19 protein-coding genes, 1 tRNA gene and 1 pseudogene are annotated in these 18,952 nt (G+C 67.7%); 11 read left to right on the forward strand and 10 right to left on the reverse strand.

The window, feature by feature from the left end; genetic code table 11:
* The first annotated feature begins 17 nt into the window (after positions 1–17).
* Complete coding sequence (locus ABID41_RS12920; RefSeq protein ID WP_331928515.1) at positions 18–1,148, forward strand: CaiB/BaiF CoA transferase family protein; 1,131 nt, start codon at positions 18–20, stop codon at positions 1,146–1,148.
* Between the two features lie 46 nt (positions 1,149–1,194).
* Here ABID41_RS12920 and ABID41_RS12925 read toward each other — a convergent pair whose 3' ends face one another.
* Complete coding sequence (locus ABID41_RS12925; RefSeq protein WP_331928517.1) at positions 1,195–2,274, reverse strand: substrate-binding domain-containing protein; 1,080 nt, start codon at positions 2,272–2,274, stop codon at positions 1,195–1,197.
* A 313-nt stretch (positions 2,275–2,587) separates the two neighbouring features.
* Here ABID41_RS12925 and ABID41_RS12930 point away from each other — a divergent pair, with 313 nt between their 5' ends.
* Positions 2,588–3,541 carry a YihY/virulence factor BrkB family protein gene (locus ABID41_RS12930; protein ID WP_414695908.1) on the forward strand — a complete coding sequence of 318 codons (954 nt, stop codon included), beginning with the start codon at positions 2,588–2,590 and terminating at the stop codon, positions 3,539–3,541.
* Here the strand turns inward: ABID41_RS12930 and ABID41_RS12935 are convergent.
* A complete protein-coding gene (locus ABID41_RS12935; RefSeq protein WP_331928521.1) occupies positions 3,513–3,746 on the reverse strand; it encodes a sulfurtransferase TusA family protein in 234 nt (77 codons plus the stop codon). The genes ABID41_RS12930 and ABID41_RS12935 overlap by 29 nt on opposite strands.
* 90 nt (positions 3,747–3,836) lie before the next feature.
* On the opposite strand from ABID41_RS12935, the gene ABID41_RS12940 reads away from it, so the two are divergent.
* Entirely contained in the window at positions 3,837–5,267 is a 1,431-nt protein-coding gene (locus tag ABID41_RS12940; protein WP_331928523.1) for an MFS transporter, read from the forward strand.
* Positions 5,268–5,309: 42 nt separating this feature from the next.
* The gene (locus ABID41_RS12945) at positions 5,310–5,921 is read left to right on the forward strand and encodes a pyridoxamine 5'-phosphate oxidase family protein (RefSeq protein ID WP_331928525.1); all 612 of its coding nucleotides are present in this window, start codon (positions 5,310–5,312) and stop codon (positions 5,919–5,921) included.
* Between the two features lie 4 nt (positions 5,922–5,925).
* Here ABID41_RS12945 and ABID41_RS12950 read toward each other — a convergent pair whose 3' ends face one another.
* Genes ABID41_RS12950 through ABID41_RS12965 form a run of 4 tightly spaced genes read right to left on the reverse strand, consistent with a single transcriptional unit; the run spans position 5,926 to position 8,412 of the window.
* Positions 5,926–6,663, reverse strand: coding sequence for a pseudouridine synthase (locus ABID41_RS12950; RefSeq protein WP_331928527.1), 738 nt, complete (start codon positions 6,661–6,663; stop codon positions 5,926–5,928).
* Entirely contained in the window at positions 6,660–7,562 is a 903-nt protein-coding gene (locus ABID41_RS12955) for a class I SAM-dependent methyltransferase (protein ID WP_331928529.1), read from the reverse strand. The genes ABID41_RS12950 and ABID41_RS12955 overlap by 4 nt, the downstream gene beginning before the upstream one ends.
* A 30-nt stretch (positions 7,563–7,592) precedes the next feature.
* A complete protein-coding gene (locus ABID41_RS12960; RefSeq protein WP_331928531.1) occupies positions 7,593–8,057 on the reverse strand; it encodes a hypothetical protein in 465 nt (154 codons plus the stop codon).
* Between the two features lies 1 nt (position 8,058).
* A complete protein-coding gene (locus tag ABID41_RS12965) occupies positions 8,059–8,412 on the reverse strand; it encodes a DUF6152 family protein (protein WP_331928532.1) in 354 nt (117 codons plus the stop codon).
* A gap of 109 nt (positions 8,413–8,521) precedes the next feature.
* Here ABID41_RS12965 and lpxA point away from each other — a divergent pair, with 109 nt between their 5' ends.
* Together lpxA and ftsZ are read left to right on the forward strand one after the other, a co-directional pair.
* On the forward strand, positions 8,522–9,316 hold the full coding sequence (lpxA, locus tag ABID41_RS12970; protein ID WP_354297803.1) for an acyl-ACP--UDP-N-acetylglucosamine O-acyltransferase: 795 nt from the start codon (positions 8,522–8,524) through the stop codon (positions 9,314–9,316).
* 173 nt (positions 9,317–9,489) lie between these two features.
* Positions 9,490–10,548, forward strand: a pseudogene (ftsZ, locus tag ABID41_RS12975) (cell division protein FtsZ); the annotation flags it as partial.
* Between the two features lie 24 nt (positions 10,549–10,572).
* Here the strand turns inward: ftsZ and ABID41_RS12980 are convergent.
* From ABID41_RS12980 to ABID41_RS12990, 3 genes are all read right to left on the reverse strand, one after another.
* A complete protein-coding gene (locus tag ABID41_RS12980; protein ID WP_331928536.1) occupies positions 10,573–11,877 on the reverse strand; it encodes a dicarboxylate/amino acid:cation symporter in 1,305 nt (434 codons plus the stop codon).
* 31 nt (positions 11,878–11,908) lie between these two features.
* Positions 11,909–13,501, reverse strand: a complete 1,593-nt coding sequence (locus ABID41_RS12985) for an N-acyl-D-amino-acid deacylase family protein (protein WP_331928538.1) — start codon at positions 13,499–13,501, stop codon at positions 11,909–11,911.
* Between the two features lie 97 nt (positions 13,502–13,598).
* Positions 13,599–14,213 carry a helix-turn-helix domain-containing protein gene (locus ABID41_RS12990; protein ID WP_331928540.1) on the reverse strand — a complete coding sequence of 205 codons (615 nt, stop codon included), beginning with the start codon at positions 14,211–14,213 and terminating at the stop codon, positions 13,599–13,601.
* A gap of 162 nt (positions 14,214–14,375) precedes the next feature.
* On the opposite strand from ABID41_RS12990, the gene ABID41_RS12995 reads away from it, so the two are divergent.
* Complete coding sequence (locus ABID41_RS12995) at positions 14,376–15,092, forward strand: DUF6683 family protein (RefSeq protein ID WP_331928542.1); 717 nt, start codon at positions 14,376–14,378, stop codon at positions 15,090–15,092.
* 228 nt (positions 15,093–15,320) lie between these two features.
* Positions 15,321–15,968: a DUF2726 domain-containing protein gene (locus ABID41_RS13000; protein ID WP_331928544.1), complete on the forward strand. Its 648-nt coding sequence runs from the start codon at positions 15,321–15,323 to the stop codon at positions 15,966–15,968.
* A gap of 35 nt (positions 15,969–16,003) precedes the next feature.
* Here ABID41_RS13000 and ABID41_RS13005 read toward each other — a convergent pair.
* Positions 16,004–16,094 (reverse strand) — tRNA-Ser (locus tag ABID41_RS13005).
* 191 nt (positions 16,095–16,285) lie between these two features.
* Between ABID41_RS13005 and ABID41_RS13010 the strand changes: the two genes are divergently transcribed.
* Genes ABID41_RS13010 through ABID41_RS13020 form a run of 3 tightly spaced genes read left to right on the forward strand, consistent with a single transcriptional unit; the run spans position 16,286 to position 18,949 of the window.
* Positions 16,286–17,266 (forward strand): septal ring lytic transglycosylase RlpA family protein, encoded by a 981-nt coding sequence (locus ABID41_RS13010; RefSeq protein ID WP_354297804.1) that lies wholly within the window; start codon positions 16,286–16,288, stop codon positions 17,264–17,266.
* A 44-nt stretch (positions 17,267–17,310) separates the two neighbouring features.
* Positions 17,311–17,958: a dTMP kinase gene (gene tmk, locus ABID41_RS13015; RefSeq protein WP_331927772.1), complete on the forward strand. Its 648-nt coding sequence runs from the start codon at positions 17,311–17,313 to the stop codon at positions 17,956–17,958.
* A complete protein-coding gene (locus ABID41_RS13020; RefSeq protein WP_331927774.1) occupies positions 17,951–18,949 on the forward strand; it encodes a DNA polymerase III subunit delta' in 999 nt (332 codons plus the stop codon). The genes tmk and ABID41_RS13020 overlap by 8 nt, the downstream gene beginning before the upstream one ends.
* Positions 18,950–18,952: the final 3 nt, after the last annotated feature.

The raw sequence follows: 18,952 nt of genomic DNA on the forward strand, positions 1-18,952 counted from the left end.
AAAAGGGAGAGAAGGACATGCGCCAGGGACCGCTCGCGGGGCTGAAGGTCGTCGAGTTCGCCGGGATCGGACCGGGGCCGTTCTGCGGCATGCTGCTCTCCGACCTGGGCGCTGACGTGGTGCGGGTCGACCGCAAGGGCCAGGGCAAGGGCTCGCCCTCCGATATCACCAGCCGCGGTCGCCGCTCTGTCGGCCTCGACCTGAAGAACCCGGCCTCGATCGAGACCTGCCTGAAGCTTATGGAGGAGGCTGACGCGATCCTCGAGGGCTTCCGCCCCGGCGTCATGGAACGCCTCGGCCTTGGCCCGGACGTGGCGCTCAAGCGCAATCCCAAGCTGGTCTACGGCCGGATGACCGGCTGGGGTCAGTTCGGCCCCTACGCCAACGCCGCCGGCCACGACATGAACTACATCGCCATCACCGGGGCGCTGCACGCCATCGGAACCAGCGACAAGCCGATTCCGCCGCTGAATCTGGTCGGCGATTTCGGCGGCGGTGCGCTCTATCTCGCCTTCGGCCTGCTTGCGGGCGTGATCCATGCGCGCGAGACGGGGCAGGGCCAGGTCATCGACTGCGCCATGAGCGATGGCGCAGCTTCGCTGATGGCGATGTTCTACGGCTTTAAGGCCAGCGGCATGTGGAAGGAGGGGCGGCGCTCCAACCTGCTCGACGGCGGCGCACACTTCTACGACACCTACCAGTGCGCCGACGGCAAGTGGATATCCATCGGCTCGATCGAGCCGCAGTTCTACGCCCTGTTGCTTGAGAAGACCGGCATCAACGACCCTGACTTCGCCGCGCAGATGGATCGCGGGCGCTGGGACTCCCTGCGCGAGAAGCTCGGCCACGTGATCGCCCAGAAGACGCAGGCCGAGTGGTGCGAGATCATGGACGCCACCGACGTCTGCTTCGCGCCGGTGCTGGACCTGGACGAGGCGCCCAAGCACCCGCACAACGTCGCGCGAAAGACCTTCGTGGAGCTGGGTGGGGTGGTGCAGCCGGCGCCCGCGCCGCGCTTTTCGGCGACGCCCGGCGCCATCCAGGGGCCGCCGCCTGCGGTCGGGGCGCACGATCAGCAAGCCCTGAGCGACTGGGGCTTCACCGACGCCCAGATCGCCGAGCTGCGCACGGCCGGCGCGCTGGCCTGAAGTTCGAAGGGGCTCCGCGGCGAGCGGAGCCCCTTCTGTTCTCGACTTACTTCGTCGGCGCGGTCATCGCCGTCATGTCGGCGGCGACTTTCTTCTGCGCCTCGTGGTCGTCGGGGTGCAGCGGGATCAGGCCGCGCTGTTGCAGATACCCGCCCTTGCCGCTGGCGGCGTCGGACACGAAGGCGTTCACGTACTCGCGCAGGCCCGGGATGACCCCGATATTGGCCTTCTTCACGTAGATGTAGAGCGAGCGCGACACCGGGTAGGTCCCGTTCGAGATGGTCTCGAAGGTCGGGGCGACGCCGTCCACCGTGGCCGCCTTCACCGAGTCGAGGTTGTTCTCGAGGAACGAGTAGCCGAACACGCCAAGGGCGTTGGGGGTCTTGGTCAGGGTCTGGACGATTGCGTTGTCGTTCTCGCCGGCGTCGACCCAGGCGCCGTCGCTGCGGATGGTGTGGGCCTTGGCCTTGAAGGCGTCTTCGTCCTTGCCGCTCAGGGTGGCGAGGGTCTCGATCTTCTTGGCGCCCTTTTCCATCGCCAGCTCGGAGAAGGCGTCACGGGTGCCCGAGGTCGGCGGCGGGCCGTAGACCAGGATCGCCTGCGACGGAAGCGAGGCGTCCACGTCCTTCCAGTTCTTCGAAGTGTTCTTGGCGAAGCCGGTCGGCGAGGGGAGCTCGGCCGCCAGGCCACGATAGACCTGGTCCAGCTTGAAGTTGAAGGCCGGACCGCCCTTGGCGTTGGCGATCACGATGCCGTCGTAGCCAATCTTGATGGCGACGATGTCGGTCACGCCGTTGGCGACACAGGCGTCGTACTCCGACTTCTTCATCTCGCGCGAGGCGTTGGCGATGTCGGGGAAGGCCGCGCCGGCGCCGCCGCAGAACAGCTTGAAGCCGCCGCCGGTGCCCAGGCTTTCGACCTTGGCCGGCTGGCCGCCGGTCGTGCGGGCGACGTTCTCGGCCACGCGGGTGGCGAACGGGAACACGGTGGACGAACCCGCCGCCCAGACTTGGTCCCGACCGCTGGCGCTCGGGCCCGCAGCCTTCTCAGCTCCGGTCTTGGAGGATTGTTGGCCGCACGCGCTCAGGGCGACCGCAGCGACGGCGAGATAGGCGAAAGGCTTCATGTTTGGCTCCGCACCAGTGTTGTGGAGGCGCTAGCACCGTTGTTTGACGGTTATGTGAAGGTTGGGTGACTGGTGTTCGTTCCCTGAACGCCGTCTTCGAACCTCGTTCAGGCGCGGTTCAGTCAGGAAACCTCAGTCTTGCCCACAGGTTGGCCGTCGCAATCTCCCGTCCCTCGACGCGCCGGCTGACCTGATGGACGACACGCCCATCGGCGGCGCGCCGGTCCCCAGAACGGGGTCGGCGCGTCGTTGCATATCGGTGTGTTTCGATCTTGGCTTGCGTGGGGCGCCGAGCTTGAGCACCTTCCGCGCCATGTCGCTGACGCAGAGAATCCAATGGCTGCGCAGGATCGAGTGGGATCCCGTACACTGGCTTCGTCTTACGCTGCTGGTGACAGGGCGTGCGCTTCGCCGGCTCTGGGGCCGCGACGTGATGCTCTACACGGGCGGCGTATCCTTCTTCGCCATGCTGGCCGTGTTCCCTGCGCTGGCCATCGGCATCGGGCTCTATAGCTTCCTGGTCGACCCCAGCGAGGTGGCGCATCAGGCCGAGGTCCTGGCGCGCATGTTGCCCACCGGCGCCCAGCGGCTTTTCCAGGGTGAGCTCGAGCGCTTGGCCCAGGCCCCGCTGCAGGCCGTGTCGGCTCAGAGCGGCGTGGCCCTGGTGATCGGCGCCTACGCCTCCCACCGCGGGTTCAAGGCTCTGCTGGCGGGGCTCTCCTTCATCCATGACGAAGAGGCCCCCCGCGGCTTCCTCAGCTTCAACCTGCTGGCGCTGGCGGTTCTGATCGCGGCCTTCGTGATGCTGGCCTTCTTCTCGACCGTGTTCTTCTATTTCCGCTTCGTCGCCGCGGCCTTCGGCCTGCGGCCGCTGGCGGGGGTGTCGTGGCTCTACAGCGAGTGGACCTGGGCCAGCGTCGGCCTGACCTGCGCCATGAGCCTGATCTACCGCTTCGCCATGTCGAGCCGGCAGGTCGCCTGGCTGCCATCTATCCTGGGCGGGATCACCGCGGCCCTGCTCTGTGTCGGGGTGTCATGGGCCAGCGCCATCTATGTCGAGCAGATCGCGCATCTCGGCGCCACCTACGGGTCGGTCGCCGCCGTGGTCGTGTTCCTGATCTGGCTCTCCTGGAGCGTCAACGCCATTTTCTTCGGCGGCGCCTTCGCCACCGAGATCGAAATCATGCTGGAGCATCGGCGCAGCCTTGCGGCCCTGCCGGACCTTCGCGACGGTGGGCCTAGGCTGGTTTCCGGACCAGAAAGCTGAGCGCGCCGCTGTCCTCGGATCGCTCCACGATCTCAAGGCCGGCGCCCGCCGCGAAATGAGGAACGTCGATTCGCGCGAGCGGGTCGTCGGCCAGCAAACGGACGCAGGCGCCCGCTGGGGCGTCTTCCAGAGCGCGGCGCAGCCGCAAGGTCGGCACCGGACAGCGGTGGCCGCGCGCATCGACAGTGATCTCGGTCGAAGACATGACCGGGGCAATACAATCGCGGAGCGCCGAACCCAAGCCCGGCTTTCGCGTTGAGCGTCACTTGACGCGAAGACCCAGGGGGGAGGGCGAATGACGGAAAGCTTCACCACCAACGTCCCAGCGCGGCTGGACCGGCTGCCTTGGAGCAGGTTTCACTGGCTCGTGGTGACGGCCCTGGGGATCACCTGGATTCTCGACGGCCTCGAAGTCACCCTGGTGGGCTCTCTGTCGCCTGCGATTTCCGACGGGCTCGGCCTCTCCACCACCCAGATCGGCCTGACCGGCAGCGCCTATATCCTGGGCGCCGTCCTCGGCGCCCTGGTCTTTGGCCGGCTGACCGATACCTTCGGCCGCCGACGGCTCTTCACCATCACCGTTGGTGTCTATCTCCTGGCCACCATCCTCACCGGGTTCTCCTGGGACTTCTGGTCGTTCATGTTCTTCCGGTTCCTGACCGGCGCCGGCATCGGCGGGGAGTACGGAGCGGTCAATTCCGCGATACAGGAGCTCATTCCCGCCCGCCGCCGCGGCTACACCGATCTCGCCATCAACGGCAGCTTCTGGGTCGGCGCAGCCCTGGGCGCCATGGGCTCACTGGTGGTCCTCAACCCCGAGGTCATCGACCAGGCCTGGGGCTGGCGGCTCGCCTTCATCATCGGCGGCGTGCTGGCCCTGACGGTCATCTATATCCGCCGCTACATCCCCGAGAGCCCGCGCTGGCTGATGACCCATGGCCATCCGGCCGCAGCCCTCGCCGTGGTCGAAACCATCGAGCAGATGGTGGAAAGCGACACCGGCAAGCCGCTCAGCCCGGCCTCGGAGCTTCCGACCCTGCGCCTGCGCCCGATGAAGACCTCCTGGTTCGACATCGCCCGCTCGCTGGTGGTCCGGCACCCGAAGCGCACGATCCTGGGCGTGGTGCTGATGTCCACCCAGGCCTTCTGCTACAACGCCATCTTCTTCACCTACGCCCTGATCCTCACAAAGTTCTACGATGTCCCGGCCTCGGCGATCGGGTGGTTCATCCTGCCCTTCGCGGCCGGCAACTTCCTCGGGCCATTGCTGCTGGGCCATCTCTTCGACTCGATCGGTCGAAAGCCGATGATCTCGCTGACCTACGGGCTTGCCGGCGCGCTGCTCTGCATTACCGGCTGGCTGTTCGCCATCGGCGCCCTCAGCGCTCCGGCGCAGACGGCCGCCTGGACGGTGATCTTCTTCTTCGCCTCGGCCGGGGCGAGCGCGGCCTATCTGACCGTCGGCGAGAGCTTCCCGCTGGAGACCCGGGCGGTGACCATTTCGCTGTTCTACGCCTTCGGGACTCTGCTGGGCGGTGTCGGTGGCCCGGCCCTGTTCGGGGCTCTGATCGACACAGGCGAGCGCAGCCAGATCTTCATCGGCTACCTGTTCGGCGGCCTCCTCATGCTGCTCGCCGCCGTCGTCGAACTGATCCTCGGCGTCGCCGCCGAACGCAAGCCGCTGGAGGAGGTGGCTCCGCCGCTTTCCCTTGATGACGCGCCATAGGCTGACGGCTTCCTTGCCGCTACAAGAGCCCAGGAGGCGCCGATGACCGTCATCTCTACGATCGAGCAGTTGGAGGCCCTCTATGGCCGTCCGGGCGAGGCCTCTACGGTCAAGGAGGCCGACCGGATCACTCCGGAATATCGCCGGCTGATCGAGGCTTCGCCCTTCGTCGCCCTGGCCACCGCAGGCCCCGAAGGGCTCGACTGCTCGCCGCGCGGCGACGCCGGCCAGGCCGTGCGGATCGCAGGCGAGCGGACCGTGCTGCTGCCGGACCGGCGCGGCAACAACCGCTGCGACTCGCTGCGCAATATCATCCGCGATCCGCGCGTGGCGCTTCTGTTCCTGATCCCAGGCTCAGGAACCACCCTGCGGATGTACGGCCGCGCGCACCTCTCCATCGAGCCCGACCTGCTGGCCTCGTTCGCGGTGAAGGGTCAGCCGCCGCGTTCGGTGATCGTGATCGATGTCGAACTCGTCTACTTCCAGTGCGCCCGCGCCATCGTCCGCTCCGACCTCTGGAACCCCGAGCGCTACGTCGATCCGGCGCAGATCCCGACCCCAGGCGACATCCTGGCGGCCATGAGCGACGCTCGCGTCGGCGGCAAGGCCTATGATGAGGAATGGCCCGAGCGCGCCGCCAAGACCATGTGGTGAGGCTTCAGGTCTCGAACACCGTCTCCGCGGTCGCTGCATCCAGCACCCGATAGCCGCCGGGCTTCAGATCGTCCGGCAGGACGAGCCCGCCCACGCGGTCGCGGTGCAGGGCGGTGACGTGGTTGCCGACCGCGGCGAACATCCGCCGCACCTGGTGATAACGGCCTTCCTCGATGATCAGCCGCGCACGGCGCTCGCCCAGGGGCTCCAGCCGCCCGGGGAGCAGTGGCTTTTCCTCGCCCTCCAGCATCATCTCGCCCGAGGCGAAGATTGCGCCTTCCTCTCCGGTCAGCGGTCGGTCCAGCTCCGCGACATAGCTCTTCTGCACATGCCGGCGCGGCGAGATCACTCGATGCAGGAAGTCGCCGTTGTCGGTGATCAGCAGCAGGCCGGAGGTGTCCTTGTCCAGCCGCCCCACGCTCGACAGCGCCGGATCGCGCACCCGCCAGCGTCCCGGCAGCAGGTCGTAGATCCGCTCGCCGGTCTCCTTGTGAGAGCAGACCACCCCGACCGGCTTGTGCATCAGGATCACTACGGGCGGCGGCGGATCGACCGGCCGTCCCTGAACCGTCATCCGCGACGGCAGGTCCGGTCCTATGGCGATCCGGTCGCCGGCGTCCCTCAACGGCTTCCCGTCCAGCACGATCTGTCCGGCCGCGGCCAGGGTGTGCATCTCCTTGCGGCTGCCATAGCCCAGGTTCGACAGCAGCCGGTCCAGGCGCATGGTCGGCGTCTTGCTCATCGGCGGGCCTCATAGACCTTGTATCCACCCTGGTCCGCCACCGGCCGCACGTTCTTGAACGCTTCGGCCAGGATCGCCTCGTAGGGCAGATGCCGATTGGCCGTCAGCCAGAGCGAGCCGCCGTTCCTGAGTGCGCCGGCCGCGGCCTTGATGAAGGCCTGGCCCAGCGCTCGATCCTCCTGGCCGCCGTCATGGAACGGTGGGTTCATCACCACGAAGTCGAGATCGGAGAGCTTGGCCGCGGCGCTGCGCACGTCGCCCCACTCGAAGCTTGCCCGCGTATCCTCGACATTGCGCCGCGCGCATTCCACCGCCCGTCGGTCGATGTCGATGAGGGCGAGGCTTATCACCTGCGGGGAAGAGAGAACCTGGCGGGCCAGCCAGCCGATCCCACATCCGAGATCGGCCCCGGCGCCCGCCAGCGGCGGCAGGTTATGCAGCAGCAGGTCGCTGCCCGGGTCCAGGCGATCCCAACTGAACACCCCCGGTTGGGACCACAGCCCTGACGGCAGACGGCGCAGAGCGCCCTCAGCGATGGCCTGCTCCAGCCCCGTCAACTCGGCTGGCCGTTCGACCACGCAGATCCGATGATGCCGTCGCGAGGTCTCGCTGACCTTGCAGCCGAAGCCTTGCAGGATCTTCTTCAGCCGCAGTCCGCCCCGATCCTTGGGCGCGGCGGCGATCAGTTCGCCGCCGGGGCGCAGCACTCGCAGGCCCTGGGCCAGGACATAGCGCGCCTCGATGGCTCCTGGCGGCGCCAGGATTGCGACCTCATCCAGACCGCCATCTTGCAGGTTGGCGATGTCGCTCGAGCCTGGGCTGAGCGGCGATAGCTGCACGGCCCCGGCGGGCGGTTCGATCACGTCACGCGGCGGGTGTCCGTAGAGGGCGGTGGGCAAATCAGGATCCAGGCGATTCTTCGAAGGCGGTTATGTGTACGCGATCAGTCGCCCTAGCGCCGCGACCATCAGCCAGGCCCCGACCGAGCCTATCACCATCAGTCGTCCCAGGCCCGCGGGCTCATCGCCGCGCCACAGCACGCGAAACGCCAGGGCGTTGGCGATCCCAAGCGCGATCACCGCCAGCTTGGCCTGGAACACCGGAGAGCCGATCAGCGAACCGGCGTCGGCCGCGAACATGACGAAGCCGCTGGGAAGCATTACCAGCAGGCCCGCCACGCCGATCGGGGTGAGCGCGCGGGAGAGCTCGGGCAGCGGCAGACTCCGCCAGAGACCGGCCAGCCGCAGGTCCAGGACGCCGATCGCCCCCACCAGCATCACCAGGCCAAGCAGGTGGACGAGGTTCGCGACCGGATAGGCCAGCGACGAGCCGCGGGCCCAGCCGCCGAACGCCGAGCCTTCCAGGGCCTCCGCCAGACCGAATATCGTCTCCAACCTAGCGCAGCTCGATCACGGCGCCGCCCACCGTTACCCGTTCGATGCGCATCTCGGCCGTGCCGTCCTTGCGCGGGTAACCTACCAGCGTCACCGGCTTGCCGGTCGTCAGCATGCCCTTGGTCAGACCGCGCGCCTCCATCCGCGCGGTCGGGGCCAGGACCACGTCCCAAACCTTATTCCGATAACGGACCTTGGCCATGCCGTGCGGGTTGCCCCAACTGACCTCCATCAGCGGTGCGGTGATCTTGATCACCTGTTCGGCGTCGTAGGAGCTCCAGCCGTGATGAGCGAGGGCCACGGCGGGGACGGAAAGCGCCGCCACCACGGCGAACGGAACGAGGTGGATCTTCATGACGTCCTCCGAAAGCCAGATGGCTAGACAACGCCGCTGGCGCCCAAAGCGTCGCAATCGGACATGCAAGTTGAGTTGGCGCGGGCCCCGGTCGGCGTAGCTTCCAGGCATGGCGAACATCCATCCCACGGCGGTCATCGCACCCGGCGCACGGATCCATTCGTCCTGCGAGATAGGCCCCTACGCGGTGATCGGCCCGCACGTGACTCTGGCGCCGGGCAATGTGGTGGGGCCGGATGTGGTGCTGGACGGCGTCGCCGATATCGGTGCGGGCAATCGCTTCCTCGCCTCCTGCGCGATCGGCGCCAGCCCCCAGATCATCGGCCGCGTCAACCAGGCGGGGCGCCTGATCATCGCCGATGGCAACGTTTTCCGGGAGTTCGTGACGGTCCATTCGGGCGGAGAGGCGACGACCCGCATCGGCTCGCGTGGGCTCTTCATGGCCACCGCCCACGTCGCTCATGACTGCCAGATTGGCGACGACGTGATCATGGCCAATGGCGCGACCCTGGCCGGGCACGTCCAGGTCGGTGACGCTGCTCAGTTGAGCGGGCTATGCGCCATCCACCAGCACGTGCGAATCGGCGCGCTCGCCTTCGTCGCCGGCGGCGCCATCGCCACCCAGGACGTCGCGCCCTATTGCCTGGTTCAGGGCGACCGGGCCCGTCTCGTGTCGCTGAACCTCGTGGGCCTGCGCCGGGCCGGGTTGTCGCCCGACGAGATACTGCGGCTGAAGCGGGTCTTCCGAGAGCTCTTCCATCGCGGAGGAGCCTTGACCGACCGGCTTGCAGCCGCTCAGGCGCTTGACGGCGACGCTCGTGCACAGACGCTCATCGACTTCGTCCGGTCGAGTTTGCGAGGCGTCATCGCCGCGCCCCGCCGCAGCCTTTCCGCGGCCGCGTGAAGTCCCGGCTCTAGGGCTCAGCTTGCCGTTTGGCCCACAATGGGCCAAGTCCATGCCCCAGGGCGTCGGCCGCGCCTGTTTCAGACCACATTCCTGTGGAACCGCTCTGTGCTCGATTGCGGAATCGATGAGCGCCGCGGCAGGACGTACTAAGGAGTTTTCAGAGCATGAGCATGACCTTCCCCTTCGATACACGGCCGGCCGTTTCGCAACTGAAACCGCGAATCGTCGTGTTCGGGGTCGGCGGCGCCGGGGTGAACGCCGTCAACAACATGATCGAATCCGGTCTGGAAGGCGTCGATTTCGTCGTTGCGAACACTGACGCCCAGCAGCTCTCGCTCTCCCTCGCCAGCCAGCGCATCCAACTGGGCATGCGCGTCACGCAGGGCCTCGGCGCCGGGGCCAATCCGAACGCTGGGCTCAGCGCGGCCGAGGAATCGGCGGAGGACATCGTCCGCTATCTCGACGGCGCCGACATGGTCTTCATCACCGCCGGCATGGGCGGCGGCACCGGCACGGGCGCAGCGCCCTTCATCGCCCGCTGCGCCCGCGAGCGCGGCATTCTGACCGTCGCTGTCGTGTCCAAGCCGTTCCGCTTCGAGGGCCGCCACCGCATGCGCCTGGCCGAGGCCGGCCTTGGCGAGCTCCAGCAGTACGTCGACACCTCGATCATCGTTCCGAACCAGAACCTGTTCCGTATCGCCACCGAGCAGACCACCTTCGCCGAGGCGTTCGGCATGGCCGACCAGGTCCTGCATTCGGGCGTGCGTTCCATCACGGACCTGATGGTGCTGCCGGGCCTGATCAACCTCGACTTCGCCGACGTGCTAAGCGTCATGGGCAGCATGGGCAACGCCATGATGGGCACGGGCGAGGGGGACGGCGAAGATCGCGCCGTCGTCGCCGCTCACAACGCCGTCCAGAACCCGCTGCTCGACGAAACGTCGCTAGCCGGGGCCAAGGCGGTGCTCATCAACGTCACCGGCGGCACGGACATGACCCTGCTGGAGGTGGACGAGGCGGCCAACATCATCGCCGACCAGGCCGACCCGGAAGCCAACATCATCTTCGGCGCAGCCTTCGATTCCTCGCTCGAGGGCAAGCTGCGGGTCTCGGTCGTGGCGACCGGGATGAACTCGCTGAACGGCGCCGAGGTCACTCCCGCTGCTCAGCCGGCCGAGTCGGCGGCGCCGGCTTCGCAGGCTGAGCCGGCCTCCGCGCCGCGCCGCTTCTGGTAGGGGGCCGCCTAGGGCTGCCTATTCGACCGGCTTGCGAAGGTAGGCTTCGCGGTCCAGCTCACCTTCCCACCTGGCCACCGTCACCACGGTGGACAGGTCGCTGGTGGCGCTGGTGATGGTCCGGGTCATGTCCAGCAGCCGGTCGAAGGGCAGGATGAAGCCCACCACCAGGGCGGTCTGCTCGGCGCCCAGGCCGATCACCTGAAGCACCGCAGCCAGCATGAACAGCGAAGCCGAGGGCACCGGGGCGGTGCCCAGCGCCACGACCGTCGTCGCCAGGGCCAGCATCACGTATTGGGCGAAGTGCAGGTCCACCCCGAAGGCCTGGGCCGACAGCACGGCCAGGAGGGCGACGTAAAGCGCCGTGCCGTCCATGCTCAGCGTCACGCCCAGGGGCAGGGCGGTGGAGACCACGGCGTGGCTGACGCCCAGGTTCTTCTCCGCCACCCGCATGGCGACCGGCAGGGTCGCGGCGCTCGACGAGGTGGAAAAGGCGATCGCCACCGCGTCGGTGATGTCGCGGAAGAACGGCCACACCGGCATCCGCGCGATCACGCGCACCAGCCCGCCATGGACGACCAGGGTCTGGAATGCGCAGCCCAGCACGAGGGCGGCGGCCAGTTTCAGCACGTGGACGAAAGCGCTCGGCCCGGTCGTACCCATCACCCAGGCCACCAGGGCGAACACCCCGAACGGCGCGACCTCCATCACGAAGCGCACGATCTGCAGCATGATGTCCGCGCCCATCTGGAACAGGCGGCCCACCGGCTCGGCACGGGGGGCGATGGTCAGGATGCCGAGCCCGACCAGTATCCCGAAGAAGATGATCGACTGGACGTCGCCCTCGGCCAGGGCGCCGATCGGATTGGTCGGAATGATGCCGATCAGGTGCTCGCCCAGGCTCGGCGGCGCCTGGGTCACCTCCTGCGGGGTCGCGCCGACGAAGTTCATGCCGACGCCCGGCTGGAAGATCGTGCCCATGGCCAGGCCCACCGCCACCGCGATGACGGTCAGGGTGAGATAGAGCGCCAGCGTCTTGACGCCGATGGAGCCCAGGCGCTTGGGATCGCCCATGCTGGCGATTCCCGAGACGATCGAGAAGAACACCAGCGGCGCGACGACCATCCGGATAAGGCGGATGAAGACGTCACCCATCCACTTGATCTGCACAGCCGATTCCCCGACCAGCGTGCCGACGACGGCGCCCAGGACCAGGGCCAGCAGCACCCGCTTCCAGAGCACGACGTCGAACCAGTAGCGGCGGATCAGGCTGCCGGACCTCGCGCCCGCGGCGGTCCCATGTACGTCTTCATCGGTCCCCATCAAGGGATCCTACGCATCGACGCGCCGACTGTCAGTCACAGGAAGCTGGTGAGTGAAGCACGCGCTTCCCAGCCAACTCGCCGGTCGGCTCGCCGTCGCGGACCACGAACCTGCCGTTCACCAGCACCTGCTCTGCGCCCACCGACAGCAGCTCGGGCTGCACATAGGTGGCCTTCGGGCCGTAGGTCTGCGGATCGAGCACCACCACGTCGGCCACATAGCCTCGTCTCAGATAGCCACGGCCGGTCAGGCCGAAGGTGTCGGCCGTCAGGCCGGTGCTGCGGTGGATGAAGTCACTCAGGCTGATGGCCTTCTCGGCCTTGACGTACTTGGCGTACTTCTCGGCGAAGCTTGCGTACTTGCGCGGATGGCCTTCGGACCCGTCTGACGAGGTCATCACCCAGGGCTGGCGCATGAAGGCCTTCACGTCGGCCTCGCTCTGGTTGAACGAAGCGATGTGCGAGCCGCCCTGCAGCAGGATGCGCACCGCCGCCTCGATCGGATCGACCTTCCATTCGGCCGCGACCTCGTCGAGCGTCTTGCCGAGCACCGCCTTCACCGGGCCGGCCGTCAGCAGGATGGACAAGGCGCCGCCGCGGCGACGCAGGTTCTCGGCCATTTCGGCGCGGATCTTCGGGCCAAGGGCCGGATCGGCCAACCGCCTTAGCGTCGCCTCGCCGCCGTCCGCCTGCGCCCACCGCGGCAGCAGCGCATCGGCCACGCTCGAACCGGACGCCAGCCACGGGTACTGGTCGGCGCTCACCTGCAGGCCCGCGGCCCGGGCCGCCTCGACCATCGCGATCACCTCGCCGGACTGGCCCTGGACGTCGACGCCGAGGGCCTTGATGTGGCTGATATTGACCGGAATGTTCGCGGCTTGACCGATATCGAACACCTCCTGGACCGCGCCCTTCAGGCCGATCGTGTAGGTGGACTCGTCGCGGATGTGCGAATCGTAGCGGCCGCCGCGCTTGGCGGCTTCCTTGGCCAGTTCGATGACCTCGGCCGTCTTGGCGTAGCTTTGCGGCGGATAGAACAGCCCGGTGGAGAGCCCGAGCGCGCCCTGGCACATGGCGCTCGCCACCATGCCCTTCATCGCCTCCAGCTCGGCAGCCGTCGGCGCGCGGTCCGATTCGCCCAGCACCCTGGAGCGCACATCGCCGAAGCCGACCCAGGTGGCGGTGTTCGTGCCGAACCCCAGGGCCTCCATCCTGTCGAAGGTCGCCTTCACGTCCGGACCGCCGCCACCGTCGCCGCCATCGCTGCCGACGAACACCGTCGTCACGCCCTGCATGGCCGCCCCGAGATTGCGGCGCACCGCCGGATCAGGAGAAGTCAGGTCTTCGAAATAGTGGGTGTGCGGGTCGATGAAGCCCGGCGAGACGATCCTGCCGCGGGCCTCGATGGTCGTGGCCGCGGTGACCCTATCCTTGGCCGCATCGCCCACGAAGGCGATCTTACCGTCCTTGACACCGACGTCCGCGACCACGCCAGCGCCAGCGCCGCCGTCATAGACCACGCCGCCCTTGATCAGGACGTCCATCGCCTGCTGCGCCTGCGCCGGGCTGACCGAGGCCAGCAGGGCGACCACGCTGGTCGCGGCGACTGCCTTGGTTATGAACATCGAAAATCCCCCCACGCCGCCAAGGCCCTGTCAGAGCTTTGGCGGCGTCGCAGCCTCCGGGCAAGGGGAGGGGGCGTCGTCGAGACGCCCGCTTGGCTCAGGCGGCGGCGGCCAGCTCGAGCAGGGCGTCGCGGTTGCAGATTCGAAATCGACGGCATCCTTCGAAGCGGACGACCCCCTGGCCCTGAAGCTGAGTGATCATCCGCGAGACGGTCTCGATTGTCAGGCCGAGGTAGTCGGCGATGTCCTGCCGGCCCATCACCAGCTCGATCGGGTTGTCGCCGCCGCGCCGGGCCATGCCCAGCAGGAAGCTCGCCACCCGCTCGCTCGCGCTCTTGCGCACCAGGAGGCTGAGATGCTCGCGAGCGTTGGTGAGCGCCAGCGCCGTGCTCTCCAGCACCAGGGCCTGCAACGCCTTCTCGCCACCGAGTTGGATGATCGCTTCGCGCCGCGCGACCATCACTGCGCAGTCGCTCAGCGCTTCGGCCGCCATCTCGTGCGTCTCGCCCAGCTCCAGGCCGAAGATATCGCCCTTGTAGTAGAAGTCACCGATCGGCCGACGCCCGTCCGCCATGAAACGCGAGGTGCGGACCGTTCCGCTGATCATGCGATAGACATGATCAGCCGCTTCTCCTTCGCCATAGATCTCTTCGTCCTTGGCAAAGCGCATCGCTATGCCGACGCGATTGAACAGATCTTCAGTCGTGAGCATTGGGCCTCTCCGGTATGACTGCATAAGGCCAGGAGTGCGGCCGCCGGAAAACCGAGGTCTTGTACGTAGCCGTAACGCGATCGTGCGAGCCACGCGTCGTCTGTCATCGCCCCTTCGTAGCGCTTCTGCAATCTTGGCGGGCGTCTTTGCGGGAGCCCAACCATGATCCGCCGGCTGATCCTGTTCGTGTTGACGGCCTCGGCCTGCGCCGGCCCGGCCGCCGCCCAGGCGACCTTCACCGGACCGCTCAGCGCCGGCGCCTTCGAAGCCACTCTGGGCCAGGGGCCTATCGCCAACGCTCTGCGTCCGCAGCAGCAGCCGCCGCAGCAACGGAGCGGTGGCACGCGCTTCGTGCGCGACCCGGCCCAGCTCCGGCGCGCCCAGCAACAGGTTCTCGCCGCCATCCGCCAACGTTCGCCACAGGTCGCCAACGAGCTGACGCCGCTCTTTTCCCAGGACCTGCTCGCTGTGATCGGACCCGAGCTGAAGCGCCTGGGACTGCGGGACGACGACATGGCCGACATGACGGCGGTCTACTGGATCACCGCCTGGGAAGGTGCGAACGGCATTGTCGGAAGCGAAACCGACCCCAAGGTCGCCAAGGCCGCGCGCGACCAGCTTGCCGGCGTCCTCGCGGCCGATCCAGCCGTCGCGACCATGACCGACCGGGACAAGCAGTTCGTCGCCGATACGATGTTCCTGCAGGGCGTCTTCAACGAACTGCGTATGGAAGCCGCCGCCACGACCGGCCCCAAGCTGAAGCAGCAGACCAGTGACGCGATCTACGCCGAGGCCAAGCAGGCCCTGAAGACCGATCTGCGGCAGGTGACCCTCGGCGTCGCTGGCTTCACGCCGACCGCTCCGGGAGCTGGCCAATGACCGCTCTCGTCCTCACCGCCTAAGACTGGGTCCCGAACCTACGCGCGAACATGTCCGCGCCCCCGCGCCTCGGCCCGCCCAGCTTCGCCAGGGCTGATGACGAATGGCTGACCTTCGAGGAGGGTGGACACCCTAGCGTAGTGATGATCGACCTATGGGGGAGTAACCTCATAAGGTGGGCTCGGCTATTATCTGATTTGCGAGTCCTCGACGATGGAGACGGCGATATTGCTGCTGCTGATTGGCGTCGGCGGCGGATTCTATTTCAGGGGGCTGCGCGCCAAAGCCGCGGCCGCCAGGGCCGAGCAACATGCGGCCGCGCTCGAACGAGAGATCGCGAGCCTTCGCCAGGAAATTGTCGCGCTGCATGATATTGAAGCGCGACGGCTCGAAGGGCTTGCCAGCCGCAAGCGCTATTTCGAGGAGAATGATGTTACCGACATCGAGAACCAGATCAGATTCATCGGTCAGGCCGAGTTGCGGGCCGTTCGTCCCGTCAACAAAGAGGCCGTTCGTGTTCTCTACGCGCTCGATGAATGGATCGCCGCCAATCAGCCCGACTGGCGGATGTCGTTCGAGGTCTCCATGGGCGCCTTCATCAAGACCGCCGCCTATGACCCCGACGATCGTGTGTTGCAGGCCGCATTCAGTTCTTACAACAGCAAGCGCGTCGATTTCTTGCTGATCGACAGGTTCGGACAGCCCATGCTGGCCGTGGAGTATCATGGCACTGGCCACGATCTCTCCAACGACGCGCCTGGCCGGATGGAGGTCAAGCGTCTGGCGCTCAGTCGCGCCGGGATTCCGCTCGTCGAGATCCCCGCAAAGGCGGCCAAGGCGAAGATCTTGGACATGATCGCTGAGACGCTCGCCTAAGCACCCCTTGCCGGCGGCGCCAGCGGCTCGGACGATGGCGGGTAGGGTGGGATTCGAACCCACGGAAGGCTATTAACCTTCGCCGGTTTTCAAGACCGGTGCCTTAAACCGCTCGGCCACCTACCCGGACTGCCTGGGCCATGGCGAGCCGCTAGGTCGCCGCCAGGAGGAGGGGCCTATAGCAGGGGTCGCGCGGCGGCTCTACCCACAGCGAATGTTTAATGAAATCGCCGGCGGCGTTAACCACGCCGCAAGGCTCAGCCTGCGAACATGGTCCCAGCGCTGGGGAGCGTAGCTTTTTGAAAGAGGGGGCGGCCATGTCCCGCATCCGTTCGCGTGCGCCGGTTCGCGGCGTCCTTGTGGTTCTCATGGGCGCCGGCTCGCTCGCGGCCTGCGCTACGCCCCAGCCGAAGTTCGCTTCGAAATATCCGGCGACCGGGCCGACCCCTGGCCAGATGCCGAACGGCGCCGGCGGGCGCTACAAGGTCGGCGCGCCCTACGAGGTCGCTGGCGTCTGGTACGTTCCCAAGGAGGAGCCGAACTATGACCAGGAGGGCACGGCCACCTGGTACGGCTCCGAGCATCACCTGAAGTCCACCGCCAATGGCGAGGTCTTCGACCGCTACGCCCTGTCGGCTGCCCACACGACCCTGCCGTTGCCCTCGATCGTCGAGGTGACCAATCTCGACAACGGCCGCAGCCTGCAGGTCCGGGTGAACGACCGCGGCCCCTTCAAGAACGGCGCGATCATCGACCTCTCCCAGGAGGCCGCCCGCCAGCTTGGCTTCGAACAGCAGGGCCAGGCGCGGGTAAGGGTGCGCTATGTCGGCCCGGCCACGCTCGGCGCGCCGGACGCCGGCCTGCGGCACGCCGCCTACACGCCGAGCCCGACGCCGTCCGCCCAGCAGCCGCCGGCGAGCCCGGTTCCTTATTCGGGGCTCAACCCCGCGCCGGCGGAAGTCGCGGTCGGCTCGCAGCCGCTGGCGCCGATCGCCTCCACGCCCAGCGCCTCGGCGCCTGTTCCAGTCACCAGCGCGCCCGTCTCCGCCGGAGCAAGCAGCGGCGCCTTCCGCGTGCAGGCCGGAGCCTTCGCCGATCAGGCCAACGCCCAGCGGGTGGTCAGCCAACTCGGCGGAGACATGAACGCCACCATCGAACCCTTCACCCGCGCCGACGGCATGACCCTCTATCGGGTGATGGTGCAGGGCTCGGCGGACGAGGGCGAGACCTGGGCGCTGCGTGACCGCGTCGCCGCCTACGGATTCACCGAGGCTCGCGTGGTGCGCCCAGGCGCCTGACCGGCGCCACTGGACAAACGGGCCGAACCGGCCATTTTGGCCGCGTGACGCGCGGGCGGTTCATCACTTTCGAGGGCGGCGAAGGAGCTGGGAAGTCTACCCAGGTCCGACGCCTTGTAGCGCGCCTTGCCGCACGGGGCATCGATGTGGTGGCGACCCGCGAGCCGGGCGGCTCGCCCGGGGCCGAAGCGATTCGCAACCTGGTGCTCAAGGGTGACGCCGACCGCTGGAGCCCTGTGACCGAAACCTTGCTCATGTACGGCGCCCGGCGCGACCATATCGAGCGGACCATCGAACCGGCCCTGGCCCGCGGCGCCTGGGTGGTCTGCGACCGCTTCGCCGATTCCACCCGCGCATATCAGGGCGCGGCCGGCGGGGTCGATCCGCAGTTCATCTCCGCCTTGGAGACCCATGTGCTCGACGGCGCCCGGCCGGATCTGACCCTGGTCTTCGATCTGCCGGTAGATGTCGGCCTGGCCCGCGCCGAGGCCTTCGCCGCCGCCGATGGCCATGCCGAGACCCGCTTCGAATCTAAGGGCCTGGCCTTCCATGAGCGCCTGCGCGCCGCCTTCTCGCAGATCGCCGCGGGCGAGCCGGAACGCTGCGCGATCATCGACGCCGCCGCGACGATCGACGCGGTCGAGGCCCAGGTCTGGGAAACGGTGTCTCGCCGTCTCGATCTCGGTGGCTGAGGCCGCGCCGCATCCGCGCGAGGTCTTCGACCTCATCGGCCACCAGGCCGCCGAGGCCGCCTTCGAGGAGGCCAGGGGCCGCGGCCGACTGCATCACGCCTGGCTGCTGACCGGAACCGAGGGTGTCGGCAAGGCGACATTCGCCTATCGCGCCGCCCGTCGCCTGCTCGGCGCTCCGCTTGAGCCTGCCTATGGCGTCCTGGGATCCTCGCCCGAGCATCCGGTGAGCCGTCAGATCATCGCCCGCTCGCACCCGGATCTCATGGTGTTGGAGCGCATCGGCGAGGACGGCAAGGTCCGCAAGACCATCCCCGTGGACGAGGCCCGCAAGCTGACCGACTTCTTCTCGAAGTCCCCGGCCTCCGCGCCGCATCGCGTGGCCATAATCGACGCGGCCGACGATCTGAACGTCAACGCCGCCAACGCCGTGCTGAAGACCCTGGAGGAGCCGCCGCCGCGGGGGGTGATCCTGCTGGTCTCGCACTCTCCGGGCGGCCTTCTGCCGACCATCCGCTCCCGCTGCCGCCGCCTGACCTTCGGGGCCTTGCCTGAGGAAGAGGTCGTGGCTTTCGTCTCCTCGCGCACGACCGCCAACGAGGAAGACGCGATTCGCCTGGCCCGCATGTCCAAGGGCGCCCCGGGCAAGGCGCTGGCTCTGGCTCTGGCCGGCGCGGTCGGCGTGGACGACGCCGCCAAGGAACTGCTCCAGTCCATGCCCGCGATTGACGAGGCCTTGGCTCAGGCCCTGGCGGACCGGTTCCGGGGCGGGGAGGGCGCGGCCCAGTTCAACCTGCTCTTCGAGCGCCTGGCCGAACGGGTTCACGCCCACGTCGTCCGGCTGGCCGCGGAAGGCTATGGCGGCCTTGATCGCTGGGCCTCTGCATGGGAGATGCTCCAGCGTCTTCCCCGAGAGGTCGAGGCGGTCAATCTCGACCGCGCCGACGCATTCTTCACCGCCTTAGCTGAGTTGCGCGCCCTCACGCGCGCCTAAGAA

This window comes from Phenylobacterium koreense (assembly GCF_040545335.1).
GTDB classification, from domain to species: domain Bacteria; phylum Pseudomonadota; class Alphaproteobacteria; order Caulobacterales; family Caulobacteraceae; genus Phenylobacterium; species Phenylobacterium koreense.